Genomic DNA, 17,439 nt, shown 5'->3' on the forward strand with positions numbered 1-17,439 from the left:
CGAGCACCGTGCCTGGCCTCAGCCGGCCCGCACCGGCCCCCAAGCCGTCCTCATCACCAGACCCCCACCCGCAAGCCCGTAACGCAACGGCATTGCCTTTAGACCCAGTCGCGTCCGGGTCGCTCGATGCCGACCACGACCGCCGCAGGCATGCGGCGGCGGTGGGGTCACGGCCAGTTGGCCCGCGCCCAGTGCAGCAGATTCGTCAGCGCGTTCCCGCCCGCGGCGACGTTCTGCCGCGGCTCACCGAAGTTGTCCTCGCCGCCCGAGTGCGTGCCGACCACATCGGGGGAGCCACTGAACCAGGCGAACACCGGGGAGCCGCTCTGCCCGCTCTCGGTGTCCGCGCGGTACTCCAGTTCAACCCCCGCCCCGTCGTTGTCGTCGTCGGTGATGGGGAAGTTCAGATGCAGCCACGGCCGGTTGCCGCTGTCCTTGTCGTGGGGATAGCCCGGCAGCGTCCACACGTTCAAGTTCTGCCAGGAGCTGCTGTACGTCCGGAACCCGAACCAGCCGAGGCTGCTGCCGAGCGGTACCGCCAGCCGCATGACCGCCATGTCGTCGCCCTGCGCGTGCGGGTTGTACCCCCGGGCGTTGGTCACCCATGAGGACGCCCACGTACCGTGCACCGAGGAGCCGTCGTAGTAGGCGGGTACGAACAGCGCCTTCCAGTTGGCGGAACCCCACGGCACCACATGGCTGGCCGTCATGATGGTCCGGGTGTGCAGCAGCGAGGCGGTCCCCCACCAGCTCCAGTTCGGCTGGGACGCGTCCCACCAGACGAAGAGCCGGCCGACGAGGGAGAACGGATAGGTGTTGGGGTAGTACGCCGAGCGGTCCTCCGGGGGGAACACCCACTCCGGGCGCACCCGCCTCCCATTGCGGCGGACCAACCGGGTCCGCTCGGCGCGTGGCGCCAGGGCCGGTGTCGCGGAGACGGCCGTCCACTCCGGTATGTACGCCGAGCTGTCACGGTCAGTGCCTTTGCGGTCCGTTCCCGAGGCGCCGGCCGGCTGCGGCCCGGCCAACTCGGCCGCGACGGCCTCGGGGGTCACCGGCTCCACGGCACCGACGACGATCCCGAGGACGGTGTCGCGATCACCGACGGCCGGGCGGCCCCCGGAGTCCTCGGTCAGAAGGGTGGCCGCGCCGCCGGATCCGCCCGCAGCGGACGGCAGCCGGTCGAACACGAGATGGTTGCGCGGGTCGCCCAGCTCCGCGGGAACCTCGCCCTGCTGCGGGCGTGACCGTGCGAGCACGAGGTCCAACGAGTCGGGTCGGTCGTTCGGCATGTTTCTCCTTCGCCCTGGGTCCCGGAAATACATCGCGGCGCTGCTGAGCCGAACTCACAGTGAGCGAACCGGGGGTGGGCGACCGCTGGCCATGACCGGGCGGCGAGGCCCCGCTCCCCCTGTCCGGTGGAGCGTCAGGAACCGTGCGTGGTCTTCTCATCGTGCCACTGGCCGGTGGCCGTGGGAACCGCCCCGGCGACGGAACCCGTACCGACCACGGCGAGGGGTTCGGACACTCGCCCCCGCCACCTCTGCGGGCCGGTCGGTGCTGATGTCGGTGATGCGCGACAGGCCGCCGGGGTACGGGGTGTCGCCGGGTGGGCGGGTACGGGTGCGGCTGCATGTGCGGTGGGCGCTGTTCGGAGGTACGGGCCATTCCGCGAGCCGACCCAGAAGCCGGCGAGCAGGGCTCCGACCCGGCCGCTCCTGTCGCCCCGAGCCACCTGGAGGAGCAGCGGGGCTGTCGTACCCGTTTGCTACAGCTCGCGGTAGTAGTGGACTACCGGCAAGGCCGTGAAGCCGGCCTTGTCGTAGGTGCGGCGGGCCGGTTCGTGGCCCGGGTCGCCTCCGGTCCAGACCTCGATCCGGGTGCAGCCGCGCGAGCGGGCCTCGTCCATCGCAGTCCCGATCAGTGCGGTGGCGATGCCCTTGCCCTGGTGCGCGGGATCGACCGCCAGCATTTCGATCATCGCGACAGGCGCACCGGCCTCGTGCACGAGAGCCACCCAGCCCACAGCGTGGCCTTCGTGCTCTGCGACCCAGCACGGCTGCTTTCCAGGTCGGCAGTTGTCGCGGATCTCCGCGGCCTGGCTCGCGCGCCAGTCGGGATAGGCGGCCCTGAACAGCCTCGGGCCAAGGATCCTTTCGAAGGACCTGAAGACTGGCTCCCAGGAGCGCAGAGCGAAGGACACCACCGTCTCGACGTCGTCGGCGCGCAGTGAACGGATCACAGTGCTCATAGGACGATCCTAGGAACGCCGTCCATGGAATTTCGCCGTCGGCCAGGCCGGCCCCCGGCTTCCCTGTGGCCGCCGGACCGGGCGGAGGGAGATCCACGGCCGGTCGCCCATCCATGCGGGCAGGTGCTCGCGGGCGCCGGCGGAGTCGGCCCAGACCTGGGGCGGAACCGGCGGCGGTTCCGGACGGATGGACGACAGTGCACGGGGCCGCGACCGCGGCGGGTTCAGGGGAGGTCCGGGGGCAGGAAGTGGACTCCGACGGTGCCGTCCCGGTTCCCCGCGGCCAGCAGGGTGCTGCCGGGGGAACAGAGGAGGGAGGCGACGGTGGTCGTGGAGTCGGTCAGTGGTTCGCCGAGGGCCGCACCGGTAGCCGTGTGCCACACCCGTACCGTGCGGTCCGTGGTGCCGGCGGTCGCCAGCAGCCGCCCGTCCGGGGTGAACGCGGCGTGGCCGACGGGCCCGGTGTGACCGGTCAGCGGGCCTGCGGTCGGCTGTCCGGTGGCGGTGTTCCGGAGCAGTACGGTCCGGTCGTGTCCGGTGGTGGCGAGGGTACGGCCGTCGGGGGAGACGAGTACCTGGGTGACGGGGCCGGTATGACCGGTCAGGGGCTTGCCCACGGGCCGGCCGATGCTGGTGTTCCAGCGGTGCACCGTGCCGTCGTTGCCCCCGGTCAGCAGCGTCCGGCCGTCGCGCGAGAACGCCAGCGCGTCCGGGCCCGCCACGTCCACAGCTATCGGGTCCGCGAGGGGCCGTCCGGTGACGGGGTGGTGGAGCAGTGCGGTCCGGTCCTCCCCGGTGCTGGCGAGGGCGCGGCCGTCGCGGGAGAAGAGAAGGCGGGTGACGGGGCCGGTGTGGCCCGTCAGCGGTTCACCGTCCGGACGACGGGTCGCGACGTCCCAGCGGCGGACGGTTCCGTCGTTGCCCCCCGTCACCAGCGTCCGGCCGTCCCGCGAGAACGCCAGGCACCGCACCCGGCCGTCATGGCCCGTCAGGGAGCCTGCCGACTCCCCGGAGACCGGATCCCAGAACCGCACCGTACGGTCCCATCCGGCGCTGACGAGCAGGGAGCCCGACGGGGCGAAGGCGAGGGCGGTGACCGGACCCGTATGCCCCTGGAGCGGGGGCGCGGCGGCCCGCCCGGTGCCGGGATCCCAGAGGCGTACGACCGGGTCCCAGCCGGCGGTCGCGAGCAGGGCGCCGGACGGGGCGAAGGCGAGCGAGCCGACGGCCCCGGAATGCTTCCCGAACCACAGGGCGTACCAGCGGGGCTCCCGCACCGAACCGACGGCGGCGGCCCCTGTCGCGGGGAGGGACCGGCAGGCGGCACGCCAGGGCCGGAGCGCGGGATCGTCGGCGGGCAGCAGCTCCCGGTGTCCGCCGCCGTGGAGCATCAGGGCCCGGACCAGGTCGACGACGATGTCGGCGTCCACTGCCCGCCGCCCGGTGAAGGCGTTGTCGAGAACGTTCGGGGTGAGGGTGTGGAGCCCGTGCCGGTGCGCTTCGCGCAGGACGGCCCGCGGCGGCGGCGAGCCCCGCTCGGCGCGCAACCCGCGCAGTGCGGCGGCAAGCGCGGACCGGCGCTCACCGCTGGTGCCGTCGGCCGATCCCATGCGGCCCCCCGATGCCGGTGCGTTCCGCCACCCTAGCTTGACGTTTATGGCCCGACATCGAACGCGACTCTCATCGAAGGCACGCTGATCCGTCTCCAGGCCGAAGAGGCCTTCCCGCGTCGCTTGCGGAAGGATCGGCTTCGGGGACCCAGCCGAAGTACGCGGCTGATGCGGGAACCCCACCCCCGCGCCCAGACATCCCTCACCACATGTGCCCTGGCATGCGCGGCTCAGGTACGGGCATTCAGTCGTCGGCGGCGAGTTCCTGGGCCAGTTCCGCGCAGCGCACCCGGGCCGGGGAGAAGTCGTGGGGCAGCTTGGTGACCGCCTCGAACGCGCTCATGCCACCATCCTCGGAATCCGGCTCATCCGGCTCCGGTGTGTCTTCGCTGTCCTCGGTGTGCGCGGCGTCCAGGGCGTCGAGGAGGGCTGCTTCGTCCTCCGCGATCCCTGACTCTTCGATCACCGCCATCAGGGCCTTCTCGAAGGCATGGCGCTGGGCGGCCGTCTCGGCGACGCGCGGATCATCGACGGCGACGGTGTCGTCGAGTGCTTCCTCGGCGGTGTCCACGCGATCGGACTCGGCCCGAAGCTCGGGATGGGTGGCCAGCGCGATGAACCGGGATGCCTGCACGGCCGCGCCGAGAGCGCCGAAGATCCGCTCGGTGACGAGCAGAGTGTCCAGGTCCGCCTGGCGCAGCGAGCCCTCGGGAAGATTCTTCAGACGGCCGGTGACTGCCTCGGAGAGCAGGCCCATCCGACTGCCCTCGGCACGCATCCGCCGCACGCGGGCCCGCTGGCGTGCCAGCTCCGCCTCCTGGGCGGCGAGTGCCTCCTCCAGCCGGGCCAGGGTGGCCTCGATGCCGGCACCTCCACTTGCGCCGGTCCCGGTACCGGCCACGGTCCCGGTCCCGGTGGTGGTGAAGGCCTCACGGATGTCGTCCAGGGCGATTCCCGCATCGGCCATCTTCCGGATCCACAGCAGCCGGACCACGTCCTGGAAGCCGTAGCGTCGGCGGCCGTCGCCGCCTCGTCCGGGCTCGGGGATCAGGCCCATGTCGTGGTAGTGCCGGATCGCCCGCGGTGTCGTGCCCACGAGGGCCGCCACGTCACCGATCTTGGACTGTCGCGACACGAAGAAGGACATGGGCATCAGCGAAGGACCTTTCACCAACGAACGAGGACAGCTCCACCTGATCACATGACGCTACGGCAGGTGCAAACCTGCGCCTGCCCCTGCACGTCGAACCGCCCCGAACAACAGCACCCTGCCGAGGGGTGCCAATACCGCCCCGCAGGGTTACACGACCATCGCGCCCTGGGTGGTCAACGATGACACAGGAGGATTCCTCTGGCCCGCCATGCCCAGTCTGCTGAACGTGTTGGTGGCCGACGTATGAAGGACGACCCCTTCGGCCGCATCTGGTGGGTCACCAGCCATGTGGAGGACCTCTCCGACTTCGTCCGCAAGACGAAGGCGGTGAGGGTCAGGCCGCTGTCCGATGCCGGTCCCGGGAAACCCTTCGGGAGGGTGACCTCACCGGTGGACCTGACGCCGCTGGCCGAGCACCGGCACGGGCACGGCGCCCGCGGGAACGTGGACGTGCCCTGCCGCCGACGTGCGGCGGCCGTGGAGAAGTCCGCCGAGCCCGGACGGCTCACTCCGGCCCGGGTCCGCCGGGGAGGGGGAGGGGCTGGTCATCTGCAGAATTCTGCTTCGATCACTGCTGTGGTGTCGCCTGCCCAGTCTCCGTTGAGGTTCAGCGCGAGTGTATGACGCGCGTCCCGGGTGGCGAATGCCTCGGACTGGGAGCCGTGGATACCTCCGCCGTGGCCCCAGACCTCTGTGCCGCAGCTGAGCCGGACGGACTGGATACCGAGGCCGTATCGGTACTCGGGCCGCTGGGGATCGATCGGCACGGTCGTGGTCAGCGCGTCCTGTTGTCCGGGTGGGAGCAGCCTCCCGTTCAGCAGGGCGCGGAGGAACTTCTGGAGGTCTCCGGAGTCGGAGATCATGCCGCCCCCGGCCCCGGCCAGCGACGGGTTCAGGCCGGTCACGTCATGGATTTCCGCAGCCGGATCCGGGGAGAGCGGGGAGTGGGCACGGCTCGCGGGGGCCGGTATCCGGGGATCGGTTCTGGGAACGGAGGTGGCACGGAGCCGGAGCGGGCGCAGGATCCGGCGCTCGATCTCGGCCTCGTACCCCCGGCCGGTCACTTTCTCGATGACCATCCCGGCGAGGGTGTAGTTGGTGTTGGAGTACTGCCAGCCGGCGCCGGGAGCGAAGGAGGGTCTGTGGCGCATCGCCAGGCCGACGAGCTGCCCGGGGGTCCAGGTGTCGTAGCGGTGCCGGAGGAAGCCCTCGCCGAAGATCTTCGCCTGGTAGCCGGGGTCGGAGGTGTAGCTGTAGATACCGCTGGTGTGGTTCAGGAGCTGGCGCAGAGTGATGTGCCGACCGTCGTGACCGTTGCCCCGGACGGTACCGGGAAGCCACCGCTCCACCGCGTCGTCGAGATCGAGTCGCCCCTCGGCCTCCAGCTGGAGCAGGACGGTGGCGACGAAGGTCTTGGTGATGGAACCGATCCGGTACCGGTCCCGGGCCGTCCGTTCTTTCCCGGTACCCAGTTCACCCACACCTGCGGTACCGCTCCAGCTTCCGGCCCGGTCCCGGGCCTGGGCGACCGCGCCTGGCACCCCGTCACGCACCGCCTGCCCGAGCGCCCGCTGAGTGGCCCCATGCCGGTCCCCGCCTCCCCCGCCCCCGGTGGGATGCGCGGCGGCACCTGCCACCAGCACGCCACTGACGAGTGCCGCCACTGTGGTGATGAGTGCGGTGCGGACTGTTCCTGCTGGCATCCCCGGCTCCCTCGCTCGACTCTGTCAGCAGGGAGGACTCCCCGACGGGGGTGTCGAGTTGCCCGGCACGGCGGAGTTTGAGCCCCGCATGATCGGCGGGTCGGCAGGCCCGTGTGTGAAGCGAGTGCGGTGGCCGGACGGTGAGCTTCGGCGCTCGATGAGGTGGGCGAGTGCCTCCGTGGGCCGGCAGAGCCATGCGAGAAGAGGGTGACCGACCACGAAGTAGTGGGCGCTGACCTGGCCGCGCTCCTTGTCGAGGATCTGCGGGGCTTCATCACGGTAGATGTAGCGGAGGTAGCGGCGGCGGATCGGTGTTCCGGCTATCAGCAACACGGGCGAGGCGACGAGGACAGCCAGTGAGATGAGGGCCTTCACGCCCTTGAGCCTGGCTCTCTCGGCTCTCGTTTCATATCGCATGTGCTCAGTGTGCTGATCTTCGTCGTCGTCTGCCAGCCTGTTCTGCGGGGCCCGGTGCCTGCCTTGTGGTGGGCCACCCCGGCCAAGGCGCTCCGACCGGAAGGGTGACGCTTCCGTGAGCGCATTCCTCAGGACGTCGTGCCGCACCGTACTCACGACCACGACCACGACCACGACCACGACCACGGCCTTGGCGCTGGTCCTCTGCCTCTGCGGCGGAGCAAAGGATCAGCCGAAGGCGGCCTGCATATCCGCTGAACTGCGAAGAAGCTCTGCAGGTGGGAGATCCGGGCCGGCATGGTCCCCCGCCTGCACCACACGTCGCACGGCACCCTCGGCATCGTCTACGCGCTCGCTGCCGTCGGCCGGGCCGCCGACCGCCCCGAACCCGTCGACCTCGCGGCGGCCGGAGCCGCCGACGTCGTCTCCCGCAACGAAGCAGGCCCGGACGGCTTCCTGGTCGCGCACTCCGACCCTCAGCAGCACGGGGAGATCGAACGCCACAACTACGGCTGGTGCCACGGCCCAGCCGGCGACGCCCAGGCATTCCGCCTGCTGACCCACGTCCTGCCCGACGATCCCGCCTGGCCCGCCCTCGCCGACCGCTGCTGGCACACCATCGTCAACTCCGGTATCCCACGACGGATCCGCCCCGGCTTCTGGGACAACAACGGCCGCTGCTGCGGCACCGCCGGCGTCCTCGCCCTCGCCTGCGACCGCCAGGTCGAACGCGGCGACGACCGTCACTTCGCCGACATCCTCGTCTCCGACCTCGCGGCCCGCACGACGACCGACGCCGAGGGCGTCCGGTGGTCCAATGTCGAACACCGGAAGACGCCCAGTGACCTAGGTCGTCTCTTATGGATCTTGCTGGGCTCGCGTGCCCTGGCACCGCACTCTCCCCCTGGGCCCAGGGGCCCGCGAGGTGCCCCACCTGGCCCAGGGGCCCGCGGGCGGGTGATGTCCGGCGTCCACACGAAGAGCACCACGGGCCCGGGCCTGCAGAAGCAGGCCGCACCCTGGCTTCGTTCGCGTTCCGTAGCAACGCCTGTCCACCGGTTTGGGAGGCGACGGAGGGCCGGAGCCTCCGCAGACGTTCACGAGAAATGACATCGCTCTTGGCCGAGGAGTCTCAACCGTGCCTGGTTGAGCGACGGACAACCGATAATGCGTTGTCGGTCCCAGCTGGGCTGCGGGAGCATCCGATGCATGGAAGAGCCTGCCGAAAGCCTCATATCCGACCAGGTTGAGCTGCGCCGGTGGCGCATGAGCGATCTCGACGCCTTGGAAAGGGCGATCTACGAGTCCCTGGACCATCTGGTGCCGTGGATGCCCTGGGCTGCCGACTCCGGCAGACAGCAAACCTCTGATTTCCTCGCCCGCAACCAGGACGAGTGGGAAACCAGGCAAGCCTTCGGCTATGCGATCACATCAGATGCCGCGGTGATCGGCAGCTGCGGCCTCATGCGCCGCATCGGAGCCGGCGGACTCGACATCGGCTACTGGCTCCACCCTCATTGGACCGGCCGGGGGCTGGCCACGATGGCGGCAGCGGCTCTTGTCCGCCAGGGCTTCCAGCTCGCGGGCATCGACCGCATCGAGATCCATCACGATGCCGCCAACCCTGCCAGCGGATCCGTCGCCCGCCGCTTGGGATTCACTGAGGTCGAGCGCATACGAGCAACTGAAGGGCCCGTCGCTCCTGGCGAATTGGGGATCGATGTCATCTGGCGTATGACGGCGGACCAATGGAAGCAGAGGTCATACTTTCTGTTGGCGGAAACCGCCCGTGAGAGTGGGGTCCGCCCAGGGCGGGGAAGGTGCCGTTGAAGGTGAGTCGGTCGACGATGGCCGCGCTGTTCTTTTCCTCCCGCTCGGTCAGTACCTGGAACAGCAGCTCGGCTCCGTGGCCCAGTCGAGTTCCATGTAGCCGAGTTCGTCGATGCAGAGTAGATCGACGCGGCCGTAGCGGGTGATCGTCTTGTTGAGCTGCTTCTCATCGGCGGCCTCGACCAGCTCGTTGACCAGCTTGGTGGCCGGCGCGTAGCGGACACGGTAGCCCTTCACGGCCGCCTCGGTGCCAAGCACGCGACCACATGCTCGTGGACGAGGTGGCCCGTTCAGCAGCAGGACTCCGATCAACGCCCGGGTGCCGTCCCGCTCGCCGTGAACCTTGCGGGCCTGGGCCCACCAGGCGTCGTGGACCGGGGTGAACTTGCGCTCAAGCTCGTGCATCTCCATGCCAGCACGGTGGTCACGCCGGATCGCCGCGTACAGCTCGACCTTGGACATCTGCGGCATGACCAGGACCTTTCACCAGGAGCACCCCGATGCTGCCTGGCAAGTACCCCAGTGCTGTCACAACTCGTGAACATCACCCGACCATGACCGACATCACTACTAGTGCCGCATCAGGCAACATTCGCCCTGTCGGCGGCCCTGCCCGTCGACGGCTTCGGCCGCTGGCGATAATCGACCGATGAATGCCATCGAACGCCCTTTGCCGCCCCTGAACGCCGACGAGCGCACCGTGCTCGAAAGCTGGCTTGACTTTCACCGGGCCACCCTCGCCATGAAGTGCGAGGGCCTGGACGACGGGCAGGCCGCCGTCGCGTCCGTGCCACCGTCCGGCTTCACCTTGACCGGCCTCGTCCAGCACATGGCAGAGGTGGAGCGGAACTGGTTCCGCCGAGTGTTCGCCGGAGAACAGGCCCCACCCATCTACGACCCGCAGGCCGACCCGTCCGCCCCCGACGGCGGCTTCGAACTGGCCGAGGGCGCCACACTGCACGACGCCCTCGCCACCTGGCAGGCGGAGATCGCCCGCGCCCGCGAGCTCTGCGCCGACCGTGCTCTGACCGACGTAGGCCGCTTCATGGAGCAGGACGTCAACCTCCGCTGGATCTACGTCCACATGATCGAGGAGTACGCCCGCCACAACGGCCACGCCGACCTGGTCCGGGAGCGCATCGACGGCACCACCGGCGTATGACGCCAGATCAGGCCGCGCCCGCCCTCCTGTGAGTGACGCGCTGCCGGGTTCCGTGCCGGGCGGCGCGTCGTGCCAGGGTGCCCAGGTGGCTGAACGTGTGCGCGTGCTCTATCCGCGCAGCGCATGAACGTGCTGAGGATCGCCGAGGGCGAGATCATACCCGAGCAAGGCGAGCCCGACGTCATCTTCTGCCTGGACGAGTTCGGCCCGCTCAACCTCCAGCCCCACCCCGGACGGCACCGACCACACCAGCCACAAGGAGCAGGGCAGCATGATCCGCCGCTACATCCTCTGGCGAAACCGCCACAACACCCACGAACCCCTACGCCAAGTCGTCGACAGGGCGAACGTTGCCTGATGCGGCACTAGGCCGCTTTTGGAGTTGTGATTCCTTTCCGATGTGCTCGTGTTGGTCGATACTCGCGGTATGAAGATGGTGGTCCACCCCGAGTCAGGCTTGAGCAAGGCCACTTGGACGGAGCGGGACCTTGACGCGATGTCGTTTGACTCGTGCCAGATCCACGCCCTCGCCGTCACCGACGACGAGGGCCCGCCCGACGACCTGACCCCCGAGGAGTTCCTTGAGCAGGACGACATCGATGACACCGCACCCTCGGCCCTGCAACTGCACCTCGACCTGGATTACATCGTGCGCCGGGTCAAGCCGCCGTCGCCCTGGCCGGACGTCAAGTTCTGGGTTTCACCGGCCACGCTGGTCTTCGACTGCGTGGGGTCGATATCCGGCGACCTGCGCTCCATCCAGCTGCCGCTACGAATGAGGAGGCTGCAACAGGTGGGGCCGACGCTCCCCCGCAGCGAGAGGCGGTGGTACCTGGAGGGCGACGGCTTCCTCCTGAAGTTCAGCGCCTGGAGTTTCACCCTTCACCTGCGCCAGCCGCCGCGATACGGCGGGCGTGTGCTACGGATGGCCGACCGCGGAGGGATCAGCTTCGAACTGCGCTCTTTCGCCTAGGGCGTGTTGAGATTTGTGATCGGTTCAGTTTCGGTCCTTATCCCAAGCGGTTGCGTGAGCAGTTCGAGGGTGTGATCTGGCGGTTCCGGACTGGGAGTCAGTGGCGGGAGATGCCCAAGGAGTTCGGCGCTTGGCAGACGGTGTACGACCGGTTCTCGCAGTGGCGGGACGCTGGGGTGTTCGCTGCGTTGATGGGCGGGGTGATCGCGGAGGCTGCCGCCCGCAGTGAGGCGGATCTGTCGCTGGGCAGCGTGGATTCCACGGTGGCCCGGACGCACCACGACGCGGCCGGGATGGTCGTGGATCCGGCGGTGCTGGCGGCGCTGGAGCAGGCCGTGGCTGAGGAAAAGGGGCGGCCGATACCGGGCAAATCGGCCCGCTGACCGAGCAGGAACAGGCAAGCCAGGACGAGCGGGCCGAGCGCCGACGAACCCGGCGTCGGCATCGCGCCCGCCTGACGGCGGATGCATGGGGACGCTCGCGCGGCGGGGTTGACGTGCAAGGTCCATCTGGTCGCGGACCGGCGCTGCCGTCCGCTGACGTTCGTGCTCGCTCCCGGGCAGGCCGCCGACAAGGCGTACTCCTTCCGGGCCAACCGCGCCTACCTGCGCAGACGAGAGATCAAAGCGTGTCGTGGCCTGGCCACCCGATACGACGAGACACCCGATAGCTACATGGCGGGACTTCAGCTTCGCGGATCAGTCATCTGGATCCGCAGCCTCCGCCCCGCCACATGAACGCAACTCCAGACAGGCCCTAGTGAACAAAGCCAGCGTCCCTGGCTCCGGCCGTTGTTGTGTTCGCTGATGTCTGGAATCCCGGCGCCCAGCTCCTCCCGTCCGCCGCCGACCCCGGCGACAGCGCAGCCGACACCCCGGCGCCCCCCTTTCCCGCCTCGGTCGGCAGACACGGCACTGAACTCTTCTACCGCGTGGGGCCCTCAGGGAGCGGGTCCGCAGCCGGCGCCGCGCCGCCAGCCGATCCGGAGCTCTCCGGTTTCACCGACGCCTGTCGGTGCCTCGCCGTACCCGCCGTACCCGCCCCGAGGCAGAGCAGGCAACCGGGCCGCTTCCAGGTCGTCCAGCAGGACGGCATCCGTGAGTGACAGGCGATTCGCCATGACCGACGCCGAAGTCGTGAACCGGCCCACCGACCCACCGGCACGGCGACTGGGACCTGGTCCATGTTGTCGTGGGCGGCGGGTCGCCGGTTCTTCCAGCAGAGTTACCGTCCGGTGGAGAGGACATGCATGCTCAGCCGGCGGATTGCTCCCCGGTGGTGCGGTGGACCACATTCGACCGGTCGCCGTAGAAGAAGGCCCGGACTCGGATCGACGCCCGTTTCTCCTGCGGCAGGGTGATCAGCCCTGTGGACTCGATGTCCGGGTCGAGCACTGCGGCGACGCGGAAGTCAGCGGCGCCCTCGGGGCGGACCTCGACCAGGTATCCGTCCTCGTCGCGGGCTTGGTCCCGCCAGGTGAGCAGGACCCCGTTGGCGTGCTTGACCGTGGCCCTGAGCCTGGTCGGCGCGGCACGGTCGGTGTTTTCGCCCCGGACCCGGTGGCGCTCTGCGGCGGATCCCGCCTTCGAGAGCTTCCTCGGCACCGCCCACTCATGAGACCGGTTCTGGTCCTTTCTGCCCAGCGTTCCTTTCGGCAGGGCGATGTCCACTGCGGGCGACACCGGCCCTCCGTAGGCACGCAGCCGGTAGTAGAAGGGGGTCCTTGGCATCAGATCGGGATGCTTGAAGAGGCTCTGTCCCCCGGGAGCGAATTCGAGGATTGTGTACGCGCCCCTGGGCTCGGTGGCGAACTCGACGATCTGCCCCGCGGCCTCGGGGTCGCGACCGTTCCAGCGCAAGGTGACATCGGTCGGTGTGTCGAGCCTGGCCGACAGGGTCACCCCCCGGTCTGGGGAGGTGTTCCGCTTCCCGGACAGCGGTGACGCGTCGCCGCCGCCGTCCGTGCATCCGGAGACCAGAACGGTGGTCAGAGCCGCTCCGAGCACGGTCCGGCTCAGCGGTCGGGTGCGGGGCATGATCGTCGACTCCTGTTCGCCGGTGCTACTTGGTCCACATCTTGACGCCGCCCCAGGTGACCTTCACCGGGCCCTGTCCGCTCGCCGTGCGGTACGCGCCGAGCTTGTCGTAGTAGCTCCCGGGAACGCTGGTGGTGTCGGTATGCGCCAGCGAGCCGTTGATGTACGTCCGGTGAGCGACCCCCACCTGGTGAACGGTGTTGACCCGGACGGTCGTACCGACGGCGGCGGTGCCGGTCGGGGCGACAGTGTCCCCGCCGTGCACCGAGTAGAGCCGGCCGCCGTTCTCGACCGAGAGCAGGAAGAACGACCCCGCGTTCGGGCTCTCCCGGAACGTCTGCTTGAGGCTGATCCGGCTGCCGCCGATGGACTCCACCCGGAAGCGGCCCTCGAACTGGTGCGTACCGTTGGTGTACGTGGGATACCGGTACTCTGCCCGCTGGTCACCGCTGTTCGTGGAACAGGTCAGCTCGAACACATTGGCCGTGATCACACCACACCCCCGCTCCTGGAGGTTCGGCGTCGGGAGCGGCAGGACCTGGGTCCACCCGCCCGGCTCGACCTCGGCAGCGGCGGGTGACGCGCCCAGGACCAGTCCGCACACAGCTGCGGTGGCCACTGTCAGGGATCGGGTGATGCTCATGACTGACTCCTCTCCGGGATACCCGAGCGGGGCATCCCGGGGTGAATGGGAATGGGACACGCGCTGAACGTGGGGGAGCGGCCCTTCCGGTCGCCCGACCGGGCCCAGCGGGCAGGGCGCGCCCGGAACGGCGCCGGGTGAGCGCGTCCGGGCACACGGCGGGTGAGGGAATGGGGTTCAGCTGGTGGGGAAGTTGTCCGCAGGGGCGGAGGGCGCCATGGTGAGACTGAGGGCCGGCGCACGTACCCGGTTCTGAGAGGACAACGCGGTCTCCCCGCATCGGTGTGGTGATTGCCCCTACCTCAGCCACGGGACCGGGTCCGGTTCCCTGGTCCCTCTGGGATTTCGGCTGCAGAGCCAGAATGTCCTGAGGAGACGATCCGGGCATCGTGGAAATCCACGAACTTCCGCAGGTCTCCACAACAGAAACGGCTCCTGCGGTCGCCCCCGCCGCTCCGCCCTGTGCCTCCGGCTGTCGGCGGGTAGATATCACCGGTCTCGGACCGGCGGTGCCCGGGAACCCTGTCGGTGCGGGGCGAGGCTGGACGGCCTTCCCGGTGGATGGGTGCCTTTGCGGTGGCGGGGGCCCGGTGTGGCGAGGTTCTACGATAACGCCTGCGCCTGGGGCTCCGGGGCGATCACCATGGCCACGCTGCTGGACCCCACCGACTGGACGCGCTCCACCGAGCTTGCCCGCTGCGGGGGCTGTTCAGCACGGCGGTGGCGTCTGGGCATGGACTTCAGAGGTTTCGCGGCCGACCAGGGGGTGGTCACCGTTCCCCGGCCGGGGCCGCCGGGGAGGTACGGCGGGCCGCCCTGTCGTCCCAGCCGTTCCGTGGCCGGCATCTGTCGCCTGCCGGGCCGCCGGAGAGCAACTGGCCCTCTCCAAACGCATTCACCAGGACCGGAACGAGCCGTATGCCGTCGCCGTCGTTCATGAGGATGCGGGCTCCGGTCCTGGCGCCGATGCCGGGTATCGAGGTCAGGACTTTCGAAAGAGGTTGGGTTCTCCAGGAGTTCCTCGATCCGGCCGTTCAGGATCTTGCGTTGGTCGAGCCCTGCCTGGAGCGAGGTGGCGAGGCCGGGGACGATCAGCGCGGTGGCGTCTGTCGAGCGCGGTGACGATGTCGTCGACCGGGCGCTCGGCCATCCTGGGGGCCTTCGGGCGTATCAGGGTGATCAGCCGTCGCTGTCCGGCCCGGCGGATCTGGGCCGGGCCCCGAACCGTTCCAGCAGGGTGAGGACGGCCGGGTGTTGGATCCGCTGGCCGATCACCCGTTCCGGGTACGGGTGGGTCTGGGTCGGCGGGCTCTGGTGCGGGTTCCCGGCCCGGGTGTGGTTTCTCGCCGTCCCCGCCTCCGTCCCCGCCCCCGGTCCCTGCCTCCGCCCTGCCTCCGTCCCCGCCTCCGCCCTGCCTCCGCCCTGCCTCCGTCCCCGCCTCCGCCCTGCCTCCGCCCTGCCTCCGTCCCCGCCTCCGCCCCGCCTCCGTCCCCGCTTGCGCCTCCGCCTGCGCCCCCGGTCCTGCCCCTGCCTCTGGTCCTGCCTCTGGTCCTGCCCCCGCCTCCGCCTGCGCCCCCCGGTTCTGCCCCTGCCCCCCGGTTCTGCCCCTGCCCCCCGGTTCTGGGTGTGGTCCTGGGTGTGGGTCTGGGTGGTTGTGGCGGGTCTGGGCGGGCTGTGCGGGGTGTCCCGGTCGTGTACCGCTTGCCCGGGCGGCCTGCTCTGGCCGGGGTTGTGTGCGGGGGCTTGAGGGGGAGGGTCCGTCCCTCCCGCGCTGTCCTGCTGCTGCTGTCCTGGCTGTCTTCCTGTGCTGTTCCGGCTGTTGTGTCTGCTGTCCTGGCGGTCCTGGTCGTGGTGGTCGGTGCAGTCGCATGCTCGTGGTGGTGTCGTTTCTGTGGACCGGAGCGTCATGTGTGAACGGGTTCCTCGCGTTCCTCGCGTCTGTCTGGGCCTTGCCTGGGTGGAGGTCGGGTGTCCGGTGGGTGGGCGGCCCGGGCGGGTGCCTGCTGTGGGTGACCGCGAGGGGCAGGGTGCCGGTCGGGGCGGGCTGATCGACCAGGGCGAGCACTGTTCTGGTGTGTGTCTGTGTCCCCGTGTCCTGCGCTCGCGCGCCGTGTCCCTGTCCATCGCGTGCCTGTGTCTCGCGCCGCCTGTGTCGCGTGCCCGCGTCCCGCATCCTGTACTTGCGTGCCCGCTGCCCGGGCTGCCCGTGTCGCGTGCCTGCCGCTCCGGCGGTCTTGGCCGTGCCTGCCGGGCCCCCCGGCCGTTTTGGCGGCCTTGGCCGTGCCCGCCGCCGCGGCGGCTGGTGTCTGCCGGGCTGCCCGGCGGTGGCGCGGTGGTGGTTGTGGTGGCCTGTGGTGGCTGCTCGGGTCGCTCGGGTGGCTTGGGTGGCCTGCTGGGCAGTTCTTGTCGTGGGTGGTGGTGGGGTGTGGTGGGTGTGGCTCGTACGACCAGCCTGCCCCCACCATTCCGTGCGGAAATCAGGTGTCGTAGTCGTAAAACGACTGCCGTGTGGGGTTAGGGTGGGGTTCATGCTGGGTACTGAGGGGATTCTGCGTCTGACGGTGGCGGCGATCATGCAGCTCACCGGGGAGCGTCAGGTCGACGTAGGCGCCGGGTGTGGGTTGTCGCAGTTGAAAGTGTCCCGTCGTCAGTCGGGGCAGGCTCACTGGTCGCTGGACGAGTGTGACGCGCTCGCGGCGCACTGGGGCATGACGGTTCTGGATCTGCTGGCGGGGCCCTCCCACGCCGTCTCCAGGCTCCCCGCCGACCGCATCACCGCCCGCCGGGCACCACAGGCCGCCCCCGCCCCGGCTGTCCCTGCTTCCGCCGCACCCGCACCCGCACCCGCTCCCCAGGACCAGGAGCCCCCGGCCCCGCCCCCGGCCCCGCCCCCGTCCTCGGCTCCGTCGTCGGCTGCCCCGGCTCCTGTTCCTGTTCCTGGGCTGGCTTCCGCTCCTGACGCCGTCGCCGTCGCCGTCCCGTCGTCTCCTGCTGCCCCGTCTCCCGCTGCCCTGGTGGGGCAGGAGCCCGCTCCCGCGTCTCCGGCCCCCGCCGTCGCTCCGCCTCCTGCCCTGGCTGCTCCGGCCTTGTCCCTCGCCGCTGCTCCGGCTTCGGCTCCCGCCGCCGTCGCTGCGCCTCCGGCTTCCGTCGCCGTACCGGCTGCGGCTCCGGCCTCTGCTGTCGCTCAGCTTCCGCCTCTGGCTGCCGTCCCTGTACCGCTTCCGGCTTCTGTTCCCGCACTGTTGCCTGCCGCCGCTCCTGCCCCGGTTCCCTCTCTCCAGGAGCAGCAGCCTGTTTCTGCGCCTCCGGTTGCCGCTCCGCTGTCACTGGCTGGCCCGGTGCGGGGGGTGCGCCTTGCCCCAGCCTCGGTTGCGGTTTCGGCTGTGTCTGTGGGCGGCGCTGCGCTCCGCCGGCCCGCTCCCGGCGGGCCCCTGGCGGACCGGATCCGCGACGCCGTCGGTCACCAGCTGGCCGTGCACCATGGTGATGTGGACGCCGCTCGTGCCGCGCTGATCAGGCGTGCGGTCCCGGATGTGATGGCTTTGTTTCATGCCTCCCGCGTCGGGGGCCGGTATGAGCACACCGACTTCCCGCCGACCCAGGATGTTTTGCGGAAGCGTTCGCAGAAGGGTGCGGATGAGGTGTGGGAGGGCCGCCCGAA

General features: G+C 70.0%; 12 protein-coding genes and 4 pseudogenes. 6 read left to right on the forward strand and 10 right to left on the reverse strand.

Annotation, left to right across the window (positions count from 1 at the left end):
* Nucleotides 1–167 precede the first annotated feature (167 nt).
* The 6 genes from ABT354_RS37475 to ABT354_RS37500 form a co-directional block, all read right to left on the reverse strand.
* Nucleotides 168–1,292 (reverse strand): trypsin-like serine peptidase, encoded by a 1,125-nt coding sequence (locus tag ABT354_RS37475; protein ID WP_351502449.1) that lies wholly within the window; start codon nucleotides 1,290–1,292, stop codon nucleotides 168–170.
* 476 nt (nucleotides 1,293–1,768) lie between these two features.
* Complete coding sequence (locus ABT354_RS37480) at nucleotides 1,769–2,251, reverse strand: GNAT family N-acetyltransferase (protein WP_351502452.1); 483 nt, start codon at nucleotides 2,249–2,251, stop codon at nucleotides 1,769–1,771.
* A 224-nt stretch (nucleotides 2,252–2,475) separates the two neighbouring features.
* On the reverse strand, nucleotides 2,476–3,861 hold the full coding sequence (locus ABT354_RS37485) for a WD40 repeat domain-containing protein (protein ID WP_351502454.1): 1,386 nt from the start codon (nucleotides 3,859–3,861) through the stop codon (nucleotides 2,476–2,478).
* A 244-nt stretch (nucleotides 3,862–4,105) separates the two neighbouring features.
* The gene (locus tag ABT354_RS37490; RefSeq protein WP_351502456.1) at nucleotides 4,106–5,014 is read right to left on the reverse strand and encodes a helix-turn-helix domain-containing protein; all 909 of its coding nucleotides are present in this window, start codon (nucleotides 5,012–5,014) and stop codon (nucleotides 4,106–4,108) included.
* A gap of 545 nt (nucleotides 5,015–5,559) precedes the next feature.
* A complete protein-coding gene (locus ABT354_RS37495) occupies nucleotides 5,560–6,717 on the reverse strand; it encodes a serine hydrolase domain-containing protein (protein WP_351502458.1) in 1,158 nt (385 codons plus the stop codon).
* 24 nt (nucleotides 6,718–6,741) lie between these two features.
* On the reverse strand, nucleotides 6,742–7,134 hold the full coding sequence (locus ABT354_RS37500; protein WP_351502460.1) for a hypothetical protein: 393 nt from the start codon (nucleotides 7,132–7,134) through the stop codon (nucleotides 6,742–6,744).
* A 297-nt stretch (nucleotides 7,135–7,431) separates the two neighbouring features.
* On the opposite strand from ABT354_RS37500, the gene ABT354_RS37505 reads away from it, so the two are divergent.
* Together ABT354_RS37505 and ABT354_RS37510 are read left to right on the forward strand one after the other, a co-directional pair.
* Nucleotides 7,432–8,244 (forward strand): lanthionine synthetase LanC family protein, encoded by an 813-nt coding sequence (locus ABT354_RS37505; protein WP_351502462.1) that lies wholly within the window; start codon nucleotides 7,432–7,434, stop codon nucleotides 8,242–8,244.
* Nucleotides 8,245–8,343: 99 nt separating this feature from the next.
* Nucleotides 8,344–8,964, forward strand: coding sequence for a GNAT family N-acetyltransferase (locus ABT354_RS37510; protein ID WP_351502464.1), 621 nt, complete (start codon nucleotides 8,344–8,346; stop codon nucleotides 8,962–8,964).
* Here ABT354_RS37510 and ABT354_RS37515 read toward each other — a convergent pair.
* A pseudogene (locus ABT354_RS37515) lies at nucleotides 8,858–9,219 on the reverse strand (ATP-binding protein); the annotation flags it as partial. The gene ABT354_RS37510 and the pseudogene ABT354_RS37515 sit on opposite strands and share 107 nt — an antisense overlap.
* A 394-nt stretch (nucleotides 9,220–9,613) precedes the next feature.
* Here ABT354_RS37515 and ABT354_RS37520 point away from each other — a divergent pair.
* The 4 genes and pseudogenes from ABT354_RS37520 to ABT354_RS37535 form a co-directional block, all read left to right on the forward strand.
* Complete coding sequence (locus tag ABT354_RS37520) at nucleotides 9,614–10,126, forward strand: DinB family protein (protein ID WP_351502466.1); 513 nt, start codon at nucleotides 9,614–9,616, stop codon at nucleotides 10,124–10,126.
* Nucleotides 10,127–10,358: 232 nt separating this feature from the next.
* Nucleotides 10,359–10,484: pseudogene (locus ABT354_RS37525) on the forward strand (IS630 family transposase); the annotation flags it as partial.
* Nucleotides 10,485–10,622: 138 nt separating this feature from the next.
* Entirely contained in the window at nucleotides 10,623–11,099 is a 477-nt protein-coding gene (locus tag ABT354_RS37530; RefSeq protein WP_351502468.1) for a hypothetical protein, read from the forward strand.
* Nucleotides 11,100–11,131: 32 nt separating this feature from the next.
* A pseudogene (locus ABT354_RS37535) lies at nucleotides 11,132–11,836 on the forward strand (transposase); the annotation flags it as partial.
* Nucleotides 11,837–12,352: 516 nt separating this feature from the next.
* Here ABT354_RS37535 and ABT354_RS37540 read toward each other — a convergent pair.
* The 3 genes and pseudogenes from ABT354_RS37540 to ABT354_RS38175 form a co-directional block, all read right to left on the reverse strand.
* The gene (locus ABT354_RS37540) at nucleotides 12,353–13,135 is read right to left on the reverse strand and encodes a fibronectin type III domain-containing protein (RefSeq protein WP_351502470.1); all 783 of its coding nucleotides are present in this window, start codon (nucleotides 13,133–13,135) and stop codon (nucleotides 12,353–12,355) included.
* 25 nt (nucleotides 13,136–13,160) lie between these two features.
* On the reverse strand, nucleotides 13,161–13,778 hold the full coding sequence (locus tag ABT354_RS37545) for a hypothetical protein (protein WP_351502472.1): 618 nt from the start codon (nucleotides 13,776–13,778) through the stop codon (nucleotides 13,161–13,163).
* A 920-nt stretch (nucleotides 13,779–14,698) separates the two neighbouring features.
* A pseudogene (locus ABT354_RS38175) lies at nucleotides 14,699–15,146 on the reverse strand (IS110 family transposase); the annotation flags it as partial.
* Nucleotides 15,147–17,439 lie beyond the last annotated feature (2,293 nt).

The sequence above is a fragment of the Streptomyces sp. NPDC000594 genome (assembly GCF_040299965.1).
Classification (GTDB): Bacteria; Actinomycetota; Actinomycetes; order Streptomycetales; family Streptomycetaceae; genus Streptomyces.

Coding starts and splice junctions, on each gene's coding strand:
- ABT354_RS37475 (WP_351502449.1), bottom strand. CDS start 1,292: ATGCCGAACGACCGACCCGACTCGTTGGACCTCGTGCTCGCACGGTCA.
- ABT354_RS37480 (WP_351502452.1), bottom strand. CDS start 2,251: ATGAGCACTGTGATCCGTTCACTGCGCGCCGACGACGTCGAGACGGTG.
- ABT354_RS37485 (WP_351502454.1), bottom strand. CDS start 3,861: ATGGGATCGGCCGACGGCACCAGCGGTGAGCGCCGGTCCGCGCTTGCC.
- ABT354_RS37490 (WP_351502456.1), bottom strand. CDS start 5,014: ATGCCCATGTCCTTCTTCGTGTCGCGACAGTCCAAGATCGGTGACGTG.
- ABT354_RS37495 (WP_351502458.1), bottom strand. CDS start 6,717: ATGCCAGCAGGAACAGTCCGCACCGCACTCATCACCACAGTGGCGGCA.
- ABT354_RS37500 (WP_351502460.1), bottom strand. CDS start 7,134: ATGCGATATGAAACGAGAGCCGAGAGAGCCAGGCTCAAGGGCGTGAAG.
- ABT354_RS37505 (WP_351502462.1), top strand. CDS start 7,432: ATGGTCCCCCGCCTGCACCACACGTCGCACGGCACCCTCGGCATCGTC.
- ABT354_RS37510 (WP_351502464.1), top strand. CDS start 8,344: ATGGAAGAGCCTGCCGAAAGCCTCATATCCGACCAGGTTGAGCTGCGC.
- ABT354_RS37520 (WP_351502466.1), top strand. CDS start 9,614: ATGAATGCCATCGAACGCCCTTTGCCGCCCCTGAACGCCGACGAGCGC.
- ABT354_RS37530 (WP_351502468.1), top strand. CDS start 10,623: ATGTCGTTTGACTCGTGCCAGATCCACGCCCTCGCCGTCACCGACGAC.
- ABT354_RS37540 (WP_351502470.1), bottom strand. CDS start 13,135: ATGCCCCGCACCCGACCGCTGAGCCGGACCGTGCTCGGAGCGGCTCTG.
- ABT354_RS37545 (WP_351502472.1), bottom strand. CDS start 13,778: ATGAGCATCACCCGATCCCTGACAGTGGCCACCGCAGCTGTGTGCGGA.